The 12,552-nt window shown below is 72.1% G+C and carries 10 protein-coding genes; 5 read left to right on the plus strand and 5 right to left on the minus strand.

Features of this window, described 5'->3' with window-relative positions; all coding sequences use genetic code 11:
* Window positions 1-92: 92 nt before the first annotated feature.
* Window positions 93-974: a carbohydrate kinase family protein gene (locus tag ACXNSR_RS10370; RefSeq protein ID WP_458641795.1), complete on the plus strand. Its 882-nt coding sequence runs from the start codon at window positions 93-95 to the stop codon at window positions 972-974.
* Here the strand turns inward: ACXNSR_RS10370 and ACXNSR_RS10375 are convergent.
* On the minus strand, window positions 964-1,569 hold the full coding sequence (locus ACXNSR_RS10375; protein WP_458641796.1) for a TetR/AcrR family transcriptional regulator: 606 nt from the start codon (window positions 1,567-1,569) through the stop codon (window positions 964-966). The two genes, ACXNSR_RS10370 and ACXNSR_RS10375, sit on opposite strands and share 11 nt — an antisense overlap.
* A 65-nt stretch (window positions 1,570-1,634) precedes the next feature.
* Here ACXNSR_RS10375 and ACXNSR_RS10380 point away from each other — a divergent pair, with 65 nt between their 5' ends.
* Window positions 1,635-2,285: an NAD(P)-dependent oxidoreductase gene (locus ACXNSR_RS10380; protein ID WP_458643257.1), complete on the plus strand. Its 651-nt coding sequence runs from the start codon at window positions 1,635-1,637 to the stop codon at window positions 2,283-2,285.
* A 108-nt stretch (window positions 2,286-2,393) separates the two neighbouring features.
* Here ACXNSR_RS10380 and uvrA read toward each other — a convergent pair whose 3' ends face one another.
* The gene (gene uvrA, locus ACXNSR_RS10385; RefSeq protein WP_458641797.1) at window positions 2,394-5,372 is read right to left on the minus strand and encodes an excinuclease ABC subunit UvrA; all 2,979 of its coding nucleotides are present in this window, start codon (window positions 5,370-5,372) and stop codon (window positions 2,394-2,396) included.
* 187 nt (window positions 5,373-5,559) lie between these two features.
* Between uvrA and ACXNSR_RS10390 the strand changes: the two genes are divergently transcribed.
* The 3 genes from ACXNSR_RS10390 to ACXNSR_RS10400 all read left to right on the plus strand — a co-directional run bounded on the left by ACXNSR_RS10390 (window position 5,560) and on the right by ACXNSR_RS10400 (window position 8,660).
* Window positions 5,560-6,249, plus strand: a complete 690-nt coding sequence (locus ACXNSR_RS10390) for a maleylpyruvate isomerase family mycothiol-dependent enzyme (protein ID WP_458641798.1) — start codon at window positions 5,560-5,562, stop codon at window positions 6,247-6,249.
* A 206-nt stretch (window positions 6,250-6,455) separates the two neighbouring features.
* The gene (locus ACXNSR_RS10395) at window positions 6,456-7,112 is read left to right on the plus strand and encodes an MBL fold metallo-hydrolase (protein ID WP_458641799.1); all 657 of its coding nucleotides are present in this window, start codon (window positions 6,456-6,458) and stop codon (window positions 7,110-7,112) included.
* A 231-nt stretch (window positions 7,113-7,343) separates the two neighbouring features.
* The gene (locus ACXNSR_RS10400) at window positions 7,344-8,660 is read left to right on the plus strand and encodes an MFS transporter (RefSeq protein WP_458643258.1); all 1,317 of its coding nucleotides are present in this window, start codon (window positions 7,344-7,346) and stop codon (window positions 8,658-8,660) included.
* A gap of 22 nt (window positions 8,661-8,682) precedes the next feature.
* Here ACXNSR_RS10400 and ACXNSR_RS10405 read toward each other — a convergent pair whose 3' ends face one another.
* The 3 genes from ACXNSR_RS10405 to ACXNSR_RS10415 all read right to left on the minus strand — a co-directional run bounded on the left by ACXNSR_RS10405 (window position 8,683) and on the right by ACXNSR_RS10415 (window position 12,488).
* Window positions 8,683-9,666, minus strand: coding sequence for a TerC family protein (locus ACXNSR_RS10405; RefSeq protein WP_458641800.1), 984 nt, complete (start codon window positions 9,664-9,666; stop codon window positions 8,683-8,685).
* 238 nt (window positions 9,667-9,904) lie between these two features.
* Window positions 9,905-11,866: a TerD family protein gene (locus ACXNSR_RS10410; RefSeq protein WP_458641801.1), complete on the minus strand. Its 1,962-nt coding sequence runs from the start codon at window positions 11,864-11,866 to the stop codon at window positions 9,905-9,907.
* A 43-nt stretch (window positions 11,867-11,909) separates the two neighbouring features.
* Complete coding sequence (locus tag ACXNSR_RS10415; RefSeq protein WP_329103171.1) at window positions 11,910-12,488, minus strand: TerD family protein; 579 nt, start codon at window positions 12,486-12,488, stop codon at window positions 11,910-11,912.
* Window positions 12,489-12,552 lie beyond the last annotated feature (64 nt).

A 12,552-nucleotide genomic window follows, 5' to 3' on the forward strand; every position in this document is an offset into this window, starting at 1 on the left:
GGGACGGGATGCGGGCGGGGCACGGGCCGGAACCCGGCCGGGGCACCGGCCCACCCGACGATACCTCCGCCCCATGAGGTAGCTTCCCCCGCGTGATCGTCGTCGGCGGAGAAGCCCTCATCGACCTGGTGCCCGCGGCGCGGCCGCCCGGGGCGCTGCTGCCCCGGCCGGGCGGCGGACCGTACAACACCGCGCTCGCGCTCGGGCGGCTCGGCGCCGAGGTGGCCTTCTGTTCCCGGGTCTCCTCGGACGGCTTCGGGGAGAGCCTGCTGGCCGGGCTGCGGGCCGCCGGGGTGGACCTGTCGCTGGTCCAGCGCGGACCGGAGCCGACGACGCTCGCCGTGCCCTCGCTGGCCCCGGACGGCTCGGCCTCCTACGGCTTCTACGTCGAGGGCACGGCGGACCGGATGTTCACGCTGCCGCCCGCCCTTCCGGAGGGGGTACGGGCCCTCGCGCTCGGCACCTGCTCGCTGGTCCTGGAGCCGGGGGCGAGCGCGTACGAGGCCCTGCTGCGCCGGGAGTCCCGGCGCGGGGTGCTGACCCTGCTGGACCCCAACATCCGGCCGGCGCTGATCGCTGATCCGGCGGCGTACCGCGCACGCTTCCTGGAACGGCTGCTGCCGCACACGGGCGTCCTCAAGCTGTCGGAGGAGGACGCGGCCTGGCTGGGCGGCCGGGTCGAGGACTGGCTGGCGGCCGGACCGTCGGCGGTGGTGCTGACCCGGGGCGCGGCGGGCCTGTCGGCCTGGACGCGGGAGGGCGGGCAGTACTCGGCGGCGGCCCGCCCGGTGGCGGTGGTGGACACGATCGGCGCGGGCGACACGGTCAACGCCGCCCTGCTGCACCGGCTCGCCGCCCGGCCGGGCGGCCCGGTGGACTGGCCGGAGGTCCTGGCCCACGCCGCCCACGCGGCGGCCCTGACCTGTACGCGGGCGGGCGCCGAGCCGCCGTACGCGGCGGAGCTCAGCGGATAGCGGCCCACACGGTGCGGGCCACGGCCGGGGCGAACTCCTCGACCGGCTGGACCACGTGGGCCCCGGAGAAGTGCAGGAAGAAGGCGCGCTGGAAGCAGGCGCCGAGCAGCAGCGCGGCGGCCGTACGCGGATCCGCGCCGGGTCCCAGGCGGCCGGCGTCGAGCTCGCGCCGCAGCCTGCCGGCGAGCGCGTCCAGCACCACGTGCGGTCCGGCCCCCACCTCCTGGACGCCCTCGCGGTGGCGGGTGAGCAGGGCGGGGTCGGCGAAGAGCGAGGCGGCCATCGGCATGGCGTCGGCGTAGAAGAGCGAGGCGTGGCGGGCGATCTCGGCGAGCGCCTCCTCGACGCCCCGGTCCCCCGGACCGGCCTGCAGGGCGGCCATGAGCGGGCCCGCGTTGGGGGTGCGCTCCATCAGCACGCGCACGAAAAGCTCTTCCTTGTTCGCGAAGTACTTGTAGAGCGCGGCCTCCGAGCACCCGGCCTCCCGGGCGATGGCCTTGGTGGTGGCGCTCGCCAGCCCGACGGTGCGCATCAGCTTCTCGGCGGCGTCCAGCAGCCGCTCGGGCGTGGGGCGGCTTGACTTCGTGGTGAGCATTCACTCACCCTAGCGGGAAGTAGGGGTGAGTGAGCACTCACCCACTCGGTCGCGGGGGTACGACGATGAAGATCACGGTGTTCGGGGCCACGGGCGGTGTCGGCCGGGAGGTCGTCCGGCAGGCGCTCGACGCGGGGCATGAGGTGACCGCTGTCGTACGGGACCCGGCGCGGCTTCCCGTTCCCGCCCACGAGCGGCTCCGCGTGGCCACGGTGACCGATGTGACCGACGTCGACGCGGTGCTGCCCGTGGTGAGCGGGCAGGACGCGGTGGTCTCGGCGCTGGGCGCGGTGAACAACAAGCAGGCGAGGGAGCGGCCCGTCGCGGGCCCGGCCCTGAGCGCGATCACCGCGGCCATGGACCGTGCGGGGGTGCGGCCGCTGTCCGCGGTGAGCGCCGCACCCGTCGGCCCGCTGCCGTCGGATGCGGGGGTGTTCACCCGCGCCGTGGTCTTCCCGCTGCTGCGCCGGCTGCTGCGGGACATCTACGCGGACCTCGCGGACATGGAGGCGGCGATGGCCGCGAGCGGCACCCGGTGGACGGTGGTCCGGCCGCCCATGCTGCGGAACACGCCGCACACCGGCGCCTACCGCCGCGCGATCGACGCCAACGTGTCCGGCGGCAGCTCCATTCCGCGGGCGGACGTCGCGGACGCCCTCCTCGCCGTCCTGACGGATCCGGCCTGCGCCGGCCGTGCGGTGGGCGTCGCCACCTGAGCCGGGCGTACGGCGGGAGGGCCCGGCCATGGGCCGGGCCCTCCCGCCGTACGCGCACCCGGACCCGGCCGCGAGACCGACTCGAACGCGGCTCGGCGGCTGGACGGTCTACGCCTTGCGCGCCCGGGCCGTCGCCTTCTTGGCCGGAGCCGCCTTCTTCGCGGCGACGGCCTTGGTGGCCGCCGTCTTCTTCGCCGGGGCCTTCCTGGCTGCCGGACGCGCCACGGGCGCCCCGTCCGACACCCGGTCCGCGCCGAGGATGTCCCGCAGGAACTTGCCCGTGTGGCTGGCGCCCACCGAGGCCACCGCCTCCGGCGTGCCTTCGGCCACCACCAGACCGCCGCCGTAGCCGCCTTCCGGGCCCATGTCGATGACCCAGTCCGCGGTCTTGATGACGTCCAGGTTGTGCTCGATGACGATCACCGAGTTCCCCTTGTCCACCAGACCCGACAGCACCTTGATCAGCTTCGAGATGTCCTCGAAGTGCAGACCCGTGGTCGGCTCGTCCAGCACGTAGACCGTCCGGCCCGTGGAACGCTTCTGGAGCTCGGAGGCCAGCTTCACGCGCTGGGCCTCACCGCCCGACAGGGTCGGCGCGGACTGCCCGAGGCGGACGTAGCCCAGCCCGACCTCGTTGAGCGTCTTGAGGTGCCGCGCGATCGTCGGTACCGCCTCGAAGAAGCCCAGCGCCTCCTCGATCGGCATGTTCAGGACTTCCGCGATGGACTTGCCCTTGTAGTGGACCTCCAGCGTCTCCCGGTTGTACCGGTCGCCGTGGCAGACCTCGCACGGGACGTAGACGTCCGGCAGGAAGTTCATCTCGATCTTGATCGTGCCGTCGCCGGAGCAGTTCTCGCACCGGCCGCCCTTCACGTTGAAGGAGAAGCGGCCCGGCAGGTAGCCGCGCACCTTCGCCTCCATCGTCTCCGCGAACAGCTTGCGGACATGGTCGAAGACACCGGTGTACGTGGCCGGGTTGGATCGCGGGGTGCGGCCGATCGGCGACTGGTCGACGTGCACGACCTTGTCGACGAGGTCGTCGCCGTCGACCCGCGTGTGCCGGCCCGGCACCGAGCGGGCGCCGTTCAGCTCGCGCGCCAGGTGCGTGTAGAGGATGTCGTTGACCAGGGTCGACTTGCCCGAACCCGACACACCGGTCACGGCCGTCAGCACACCCAGCGGGAAGGACACGTCGATGTCCCGCAGGTTGTTCTCCTTGGCGCCGTGGACGGTCAGCCTGCGCTCCCCGTTCACGGGCCGGCGCACGTCCGGGATCTCGATGGACTTCTTGCCCGACAGGTACTGCCCGGTCATCGACTCGGTGTTCTTCAGCAGCTCCTTGAGCGAACCACTGTGCACCACCTTGCCGCCGTGCTCGCCCGCGCCGGGACCGATGTCGACGACCCAGTCGGCCACCTTGATGGTGTCCTCGTCGTGCTCGACCACGATGAGCGTGTTGCCCATGTCCCGCAGGCGCACCAGGGTCTCGATCAGCCGGTGGTTGTCCCGCTGGTGCAGACCGATGGACGGCTCGTCCAGGACGTAGAGCACGCCGACCAGACCGGAGCCGATCTGGGTGGCGAGCCGGATCCGCTGGGCCTCGCCGCCCGACAGCGTGCCGGCGGCCCGGTTGAGCGAGAGGTAGTCGAGGCCGACGTCCACGAGGAAGCGGAGCCGCTCGTTGACCTCCTTGAGGACCCGCTCGGCGATCTTCTTGTCGCGGGCGTCGAGGCGCATCCGGCCCAGGAAGTCCGCGCACTCGCTGATCGACATGGCGGCGACCTCGGCGATGGACTTCTCCATCACCGTCACGGCGAGCACGATCGGCTTGAGGCGGGTGCCCTCGCAGGTCGGGCAGGGCACCTCGCGCATGTAGCCCTCGAAGCGCTCCCGGCTGGCGTCGCTCTCCGACTCCGCGTGCCGCCGCTTGACGAAGGGCACGGCGCCCTCGAAGGCCGTGGTGTAGGCCCGCTCCCGCCCGTACCGGTTGCGGTAGCGGACCTCGATCTGCGTCTTGTGCCCGTACAGCAGGGCCTTCTTCGCGCGGGCGGGCAGTCCGGCCCACGCGATGTCGGTGCGGAAGCCCAGCTCCTGGGCGAGCGCGCCGATCAGCCGCTGGAAGTAGTCCTTGGTGTGACCGAGCGACCACGGCGAGACCGCGCCCTCGTCCAGGGACTTGTCCTCGTCCGGAACGATCAGCTCCGGGTCCACCTCCATGCGCGTACCGATGCCCGTGCACTCGGGACAGGCGCCGAAGGGCGAGTTGAAGGAGAAGGAGCGCGGCTCCAGCTCCTCGAAGGACAGGTCGTCGTACGGGCAGTAGAGGTGCTCGGAGTACATCCGCTCACGCTCGGGGTCGTCCTCGGCGAGGTCGACGAAGTCCAGGATCACCATGCCGCCGGAGAGGCCGAGGGCGGTCTCCACGGAGTCGGTGAGCCGGCGCTTGGCGCTCTCCTTGACGGTGAGGCGGTCGATGACCACCTCGATGGTGTGCTTCTCCTGCTTCTTCAGCGTGGGCGGCTCGGAGAGCTGGATGGTCTCCCCGTCCACCCGGGCCCGGCTGTAGCCCTTGGTCTGGAGATCGGAGAAGAGGTCGACGAACTCGCCCTTGCGCTCGCGCACCAGCGGCGAGAGCACCTGGAAGCGGCTGCCCTCGGGGAGCGCGAGCACCTTGTCGACGATCGCCTGCGGCGACTGGCGCGAGATGGGACGGCGGCACTCGGGGCAGTGCGGCTTGCCGATGCGCGCGAAGAGGAGGCGGAGGTAGTCGTAGACCTCGGTGATGGTGCCCACGGTCGAGCGCGGGTTGCGCGAGGTCGACTTCTGGTCGATCGAGACGGCCGGGGAGAGGCCCTCGATGAAGTCGACGTCGGGCTTGTCCATCTGCCCGAGGAACTGGCGGGCGTACGACGAGAGCGACTCGACGTAGCGGCGCTGACCCTCGGCGAAGATCGTGTCGAAGGCCAGGGAGGACTTGCCCGACCCGGAGAGTCCGGTGAAGACGATGAGTGAGTCGCGGGGCAGGTCGAGCGAGACGTTCTTCAGGTTGTGCTCGCGAGCGCCACGAACGATGAGACGGTCGGTCACGCCGGTCCGCACCTTTCTTGAGAGAGCGGGGGCACGGGCCCCCGTCCCAGGGTATGGGGGGCGCCTCTGCAATGGACTGGGTCCTTGGACTTCCGAGCGTATAGCACGCACATTCGATTTACGGCACTCCGCAGACCGCTTCACCCAATCGTGTGGCCGCGCCGGGTGAGCCACTAGGCTCGCTGTCATGACTGATCATGTGCACGACCTGCGATCTGTACGTGAAGCCACGGACCGGCTGCTGACCGCCGTCGCGAAACTGGACAACGCAGCCCTCGCCGAGGAGTCACACCTCCCGGGCTGGACCCGCGGCCACATCCTGGCCCACCTCGCACGCAATGCGGACGCCCTCGTCAACGTCTTCGAGGGACGCCCGATGTACGAGAGCGGCACCGCCCGCGACGCCGACATCGAGCGCGACGCCGGCCGGCCCCTCGAAGAACACCTGACGGACCTCCGTGATTCCGCGGCCCGCTTCATCGCCACCACCGAGCCCGACCAGGACTGGTCGCGGACGGTCGAGCTGCGCAACGGCGTCACGGACCTCGCCGCCAACGTGCCGTTCCGGCGCTGGGTCGAGGTCGATCTGCACCACGTCGACCTGAACATCGGCTACGAGCTCTCCGACCTCCCGGACGAGTTCACCGAGCGCGAGATCGACTTCCTCGCCGACCGCTGGTCCGGCCGCCCGGAGGTACCGCCGGTGGCCCTCGTCGCGACCGACGGCCGGATCCGGCGCACCGGCTCCGCGGGGGATCCCGCCGTGACCGTCTCCGGCACCCCCGCCGGGCTGCTGGCCTGGCTGGCCGGCCGCGGCGACAAGGGCGCCTCCCTGACCACCTCCGGCGGCCCCCTCCCCGCGCTCCCCCCGCTCTAGATCGCTCTTTCGGATCTTGCCGGGCCCGCGACGCCCGGCACCGCACCCGGCCGCGCTGTCGGGGCACCCGAGTACGCCCAAGTACACGGGCGCCCCTCCGCCTTGCCGGCCTTCCCCTCGGCCCTGGCGGGCCTGGGGAGACCCCATGGCACCGGACGCCGCGGGCTCGGCCGACAAGATCCGAAAGAGCGACCTAGGATCAGGACATGACGTACACCGGAGAGGTCAAGGTCGGCGGTCCCGCCGACGTGCACGAACTTGCGGACCTGATGATTTCCAAGGTCGCGGTGGGCCCGATGAACAACAACGCCTACCTGCTGCGCTGCCGCGCCACCGACGAGCAGCTGCTCATCGACGCGGCCGCCGAGGCGGGCACCCTGCTCAGCCTGATCGGCGACGACGGCATCACGTCCGTGGTCACCACGCACCGGCACGGCGACCACTGGGGCGCCCTCGCGGACGTCGTCGACGCGACCGGCGCGCGCACCTACGCGGGCGCCCTCGACGCCGAGGGCATCCCGGTGGCGACGGACGTGCCGGTCGCCGACGGGGACACGATCACGGTCGGACGGGTCACGCTGACCGCCCGCCACCTGGTCGGGCACACCCCCGGCTCGATCGCGCTCGTCTACGACGACCCGCACGGCCACCCGCACGTGTTCACCGGCGACTGCCTCTTCCCGGGCGGCGTCGGCAACACCCACGACGACCCGAAGGCCTTCGCCAGCCTGATCGACGACGTGCAGCACAAGATCTTCGAGCAGCTGCCCGACGAGACCTGGGTCTACCCGGGCCACGGCAACGACACCACCCTCGGCGCCGAGCGTCCGCACCTGGCCGAGTGGCGCGAGCGCGGCTGGTAGGCACCGCAACGCGTCAACTTCCGGACGCGACGCACTCCTTCCGGTCGCTTACGACCGAACTCGCGCCCTGAGCGGCGGGGAACGGGTATCTGGTGCGGCATGCCACACGACCCGTCCCCGCCCCTGGCCTCCGCCGTCCCCGAGGCCTCCCCCGCCCCGCCCCGTCCGCCTTTCCCGGCCCCGCCGCCCGAGACCCCGCCCGCCGAGGCCGACGGCCCCGCCGGGCCCGGGATGCTGCGGCTGGCCACGGCCTCGCTCGCCGGGACCGCGATCGAGTTCTACGACTTCTTCGTGTACGGGACGGCCGCCGCCCTCGTGCTCGGCCCGCTCTTCTTCCCCTCCTTCTCCCCGCTCGCCGGCACCCTCGCCGCCTTCGGCACCTTCGGCGTCGGTTTCCTGGCCCGCCCGCTCGGTTCGGCGGTCTTCGGCCACATCGGCGACCGGTACGGCAGGCGCCCGGTGCTGCTCGCCTCCCTGCTGCTCACCGGCCTCGCCACGGTGGCCGTCGGCTGCGTGCCCTCGTACGGCTCGATCGGCATGGCCGCGCCCGTACTCCTGCTCCTGCTGCGCTTCCTGCAGGGCTTCGGGCTGGGCGGTGAGTGGGGCGGCGCCGTCCTGCTGACCGCCGAGCACGCCCCCGAGCGGCGGCGCGGACTGTGGTCGAGCTTCCCGCAGATGGGCCCGCCGGTGGGCTTCCTGCTCGCCAACGGTCTGGTGCTGGGGCTGTCCGCGTCGCTGACCGACGCCCAGTTCACCGCCTGGGGGTGGCGGGTGCCCTTCTGGGCGGCCGGGGTGCTGGCGCTGGCCGGACTGTGGCTGCGCCGCTCGGTGGAGGAGACCCCGCAGTTCCGGGCGCTCGCCGCGACGGACCGGCGGGCCGATGCCCCGCTGGCCGAGGTCTTCCGGGGCCACTGGCGGCTGATCCTGCTGACCGGTGGGGCGCTCGCCGTCGGGTACGCCGTCTTCTACGCGGTCACCACCTGGTCCCTCGCCTACGCCACCGAACACCTCCCGGTGGGCCGCACGGCGATACTGGCCTGCATCATGATCGCGGTCGCGGTCATGGGTCTGGTGACCCCGCTGGTCGCGGTGCTCGGCGACCGCTACGGCCGGCGGCCGCTGTGCCTGATCGGGTGCACGATGTGCGCGGTGTGGATGTTCCCGCTGGTGGCACTGTTGCGGACGGCCGATCCGCTGCTGATGGCGGTGGGCTTCGTCGGGGCGCTGCTGGGCATGGTGACGATGTTCTCGGTGGTGGCCGCCTACCTGCCCGAGCTGTACGCGCCGCGGATCCGCTGCACGGGCGCGGCCGTCGGCTACAACCTGGGCGGGGTGCTGGGCGGGGCGCTGACCCCGATCGTGGCGACGGCGCTGGCGGACGGTTCCGGTCCGCCGTGGGGCGTCGCGCTGTACCTGACCGGTATCGCCCTGGTCAGCCTGATCTGTTTCGCGCTGCTGCCGGAGACCGGTCCGGCGATCGTCTCGAAGCGGACGGCCGCGGGCCGGACGACGGAAACGGGGGCGGCCGAAGCGGCCGCCCCCGTGTAGGTCCTCGGATCCTTCGATCCGGTTACGCGTCGATGTTCTCCGGGCGGGCGGCGGCCTCGGCCGCCGCCTGCTTCCTGGAGGCCATCAGGCTGGTGATCGTGGTGATGACCAGGACACCGCAGATGACGCCGAGGGAGACCGGGATCGAGATCACCGGGACGTGGACGCCGTTCTCGTGCAGCGCGTGCAGCACCAGCTTGACGCCGATGAAGCCCAGGATGATGGAGAGGCCGTAGCTGAGGTGGACCAGCTTCTTCAGCAGGCCGCCGATGAGGAAGTACAGCTGGCGCAGACCCATCAGCGCGAAGGCGTTGGCCGTGAAGACGATGTACGGGTCCTGCGTGAGGCCGAAGATCGCGGGGATCGAGTCCAGGGCGAACAGCACGTCGGTGGTGCCGATGGCGAGCATGACGACCATCAGCGGGGTCAGCACGCGCTTGCCGTTGCTGACGATGAAGAGCTTGGTGCCGTGGTAGCGGTCGGCGACGCCGAACTTCTTCTCGACGGACTTGAGGAGACGGTTCTCCTCGAACTCCTCGTCGTCCTCGTCCTTGCGGGCCTCCTGGATCAGCTTCCACGCGGTGTAGATCAGGAACGCGCCGAAGATGTAGAAGACCCAGGAGAAGCTGGCGATGATCGCGGCGCCGGCGGCGATGAAGACCGCGCGCAGGACCAGGGCGATCAGTACGCCGATGAGCAGCACGCGCTGCTGCAGGTGGGACGGCACCGCGAACTTCGCCATGATCAGGACGAAGACGAAGAGGTTGTCGACGCTCAGCGACTTCTCGGTGATGAAGCCCGCGAAGAACTCCTGGGACGACTGCGGGTTGCCGAAGAACCACAGGCCGAGGCCGAAGAGCGCGGCGAGGACGATCCAGACGACCGTCCAGGTGCCGGCTTCCTTGATGGACACGTCGTGCGGCTTGCGGCCGATGAAGAAATCGGCACCGATGAGGAGGGACAGACCAAGAATGGTCGCGACCCACAGGGCCCAGGAAACTTCCATGGTGAACACGCCTCCGGCGGATGGCTCAGGACTTCGTCAGCGTCATCGCTGCCGGAGGTCTCTTCCACCCTGACGGCCTGGAGGCCGTGGGCCGACGCCCCGGGACCGGCTGCGCTCGTGTGGCCGCAGTGGTCCGTATTGACGGGTACGCCGTAGCAGGAAAGCAGGAATACTCCCCTCCGCACGTACGAGCTTACCCGCCGAAGGCGGTAAAGGTAAAGGGAACACCAAAGGATGGTCACGGACGGGTAGTGCGCCGGGCCTCCGCCACCCGCTCCAGTGCCTGGTCGAGGACGCTGCTTCCCTGCGGGGGCAGGTCCGGTTCGAAGGACCAGGCGTGGTGGACCCAGGGGTCGGCGAGGTGGTTGTCGGGCACCGGCGAGAGCCGCATCAGGGAACGCCACAGCGGATCGAGCAGCGGCCCGTACGCCGAGGCCTCGTCGCGGTCCGCGACCATCAGCAGGTGCACGCCGACCGCAGCGCCCTCGTCGGCGAGGTAGCGCAGCTGGGTGACGGCGCGGTCGTCGAAGCCGTGCGGGAAGTCGTGCACGATCAGCAGCTGGTCGGCCGTGTCCACGTCCGGCGGCAGGTCCTCGGGGGCACCGGCCCGCAGCGCCATCTGTACGAGGTCCACCCGCCGGGTCAGCCCTGCCAGGGTCTGGGTGACCCCGGCGGCCCCGGCGGCGGGCGGGCCCGCCAGCACCCCGGCGCGGACGAGCGGCGCCAGGGAGGCGGATCCGGCCCCGGCCGCGTCGATGACGTGCACGGAGAACCGGTCGGCGGGGTGGGCGGCGAGCAGCCGGACCGCCAGGGCGACGGCCATGTCCATGGCGGCGCGGCGCAGCCGGTCGGTGTCCATGGCCATCGCGGCCTCGGATCCGGTGCGCCCGTTGTCGATCCACAGTCCGCGCTCCAGCGGGACCCGGGTCAGCATGGGGATGCGCAGATCGGGCCGCTCGGGCAGGTGCAGGTCCCCCAGGCGCAGGGCCAGCGGGCTCTCCTCGGGCGTGCGGTGACCGTGCCAGACGGGGTTGTCCCAGCGGGCGTACGCGGCCGGCAGCGCGGGCTCGACCACCTCCGACTCGGCGATCAGCTGGGCCAGGTCCCGGTCGAGAACGGCCTGGGCCTGGGCGACGAGCTCCTCGCGGCGGGCCCGCGCGGTGTCGCGGGCGGCGTTGCCGGAGCCGCCGAGGCGATGGCGCGGGTCGGACAGGGCCTCGTCCAGCTCGCGGTCCATGCGGGAGTCGGCGAACTCGACGGCGCCGCGGTAGGCGGCGACCGTGCGGGCCAGGTCCTCGAACATCCCCCAGACCTGGTTGTAGAGCCGCTCGTCCATGGACCAGCCGCTGGCGTCCCCGGCGACGGGCCGCGGGTGCTCTCCGGGTTCCTGCGGCGCGGCGGGCCGCGGCGCGGGCTCGGGCGGCTCGGCGCTGGTGCGGCGGCGGCGCGGGTGGGCGTAGCTGATGGTGGGCGGGGACCCCGCGGCGTCGCCGCCGGGCGCGGGTCCGGGCGTACCCGCGTAGGGGTGCCCGGATACGGGGAGCGGGTCCGGCGGTTCGGGGGCGGGCGCGGGGGGCTGCGCCGGGCTCTGCGGGGCGCGCAGGTCGCCGACGAGGGTCGGCATGGCGGCGAGGGTGGCGTCGGCCCCCGCGGTACGCGGGGTCGTGCCGAGCACGGCGGCGGCGAGCTCCGCGGCGGCCGGCGCGGGCAGCCCGCCGTCGGCGAGCAGGGCGCGGAGGCCGTCGGCGTAGCCCTGGCCGACGGCGCGGACCTTCCAGGCGCCCTGGCGCCGGTACAGCTCCAGGGCGACGACGGCCGTCTCGGCGTCGAGCCCCGTCAGGGTGAAACCGGCGAGCTCGGCGCCGTCCGGGTCGGCCACGGCCACGTAGGAGGCCGGTACCGCGCCGAAGCGGACCGGGCCGCCGGGCGGGAGGACGAGCAGCACGCCGAGCCGGTGGACGTCGGCCGCGACCGCGTCGAGGTCGACGGTGAAGGTGTGCCGTTCGGCGAGCTCACCCGGCGCCTCGCCGCCGGGGAAGGACCTGGCGCCCGGGTGGGCGAGCGTCCCGTTGCCGGTGAACCGGCCCTGTTCGTCGGCGAGCGAGGCCAGGGCGAGCACGGGCGTACCCGCCGAAACCCTGATCTCCACCCGGCTCTGGGACACGGGGTGGTTCTGCCCCCGGACCAGTTCGGCCGTCATCGTGCAGCCCCTCCCCCGTGCCTTCTTCTCTTGTCCGGTACTGCTACAGGTGCGGCAGGATCGCCGGCATCAGGTCCTGGAAGGTGCGGCCGTTGGCCGGGTTGCCCAGGGCCGTCATCTGCCAGCCGGAGCCCACGCGGGACACCTTCGCCATGATCTGCGCGGTGTACTGACCGCCGCCGTCGAGGGTGTAGCGGGCCAGCTCCTGGCCGTTGGTCTCGTCGACGATGCGGCAGAACGCGTTCTGCACCTCCTGGAACGTCTGGCCGGTGAAGGAGTTCACCGTGAAGACGATCTGGTCGATGTGCACCGGCACGCGCTGGAGGTCGACGAGGATCGCCTCGTCGTCCCCGCCCTGGCCGACGCCGCCGACGAGGTTGTCACCGGTGTGGCGCACCGAGCCGTCGTCGCTCTGCAGGTGACGGAAGAAGACCACGTCGACGGGCTGCTTGTCGGCGAAGAGCACCGCCGAGGCGTCGAGGTCGATCTCCCGCGTCCGCGAGCCGAACAGTCCGCGGCGCTTCGCCGCCTGCCAGCCGAGGCCCATCCGGACCGCGGTCAGCGTGCCTCCGTCCGCCTTCTGCAGACTGATGGCCTGACCCTTGGTCATGTTGACCGTCACGTACTGTCCCCTCTCCCTGGCCCGCCCGAGGACGGGCGTGCAGCATGTACCTGCGGCTGTGACC

The sequence above is a fragment of the Streptomyces sp. NC-S4 genome (genome assembly GCF_054353315.1).

Excerpts from the sequence above, each read along its gene's own strand:
- ACXNSR_RS10375 (WP_458641796.1), bottom strand. The coding sequence starts at position 1,569 with ATGCTCACCACGAAGTCAAGCCGCCCCACGCCCGAGCGGCTGCTGGAC.
- ACXNSR_RS10410 (WP_458641801.1), bottom strand. The coding sequence starts at position 11,866 with ATGACGGCCGAACTGGTCCGGGGGCAGAACCACCCCGTGTCCCAGAGC.
- ACXNSR_RS10400 (WP_458643258.1), top strand. The coding sequence starts at position 7,344 with ATGCTGCGGCTGGCCACGGCCTCGCTCGCCGGGACCGCGATCGAGTTC.
- ACXNSR_RS10380 (WP_458643257.1), top strand. The coding sequence starts at position 1,635 with ATGAAGATCACGGTGTTCGGGGCCACGGGCGGTGTCGGCCGGGAGGTC.
- ACXNSR_RS10405 (WP_458641800.1), bottom strand. The coding sequence starts at position 9,666 with ATGGAAGTTTCCTGGGCCCTGTGGGTCGCGACCATTCTTGGTCTGTCC.
- ACXNSR_RS10395 (WP_458641799.1), top strand. The coding sequence starts at position 6,456 with ATGACGTACACCGGAGAGGTCAAGGTCGGCGGTCCCGCCGACGTGCAC.
- ACXNSR_RS10390 (WP_458641798.1), top strand. The coding sequence starts at position 5,560 with ATGACTGATCATGTGCACGACCTGCGATCTGTACGTGAAGCCACGGAC.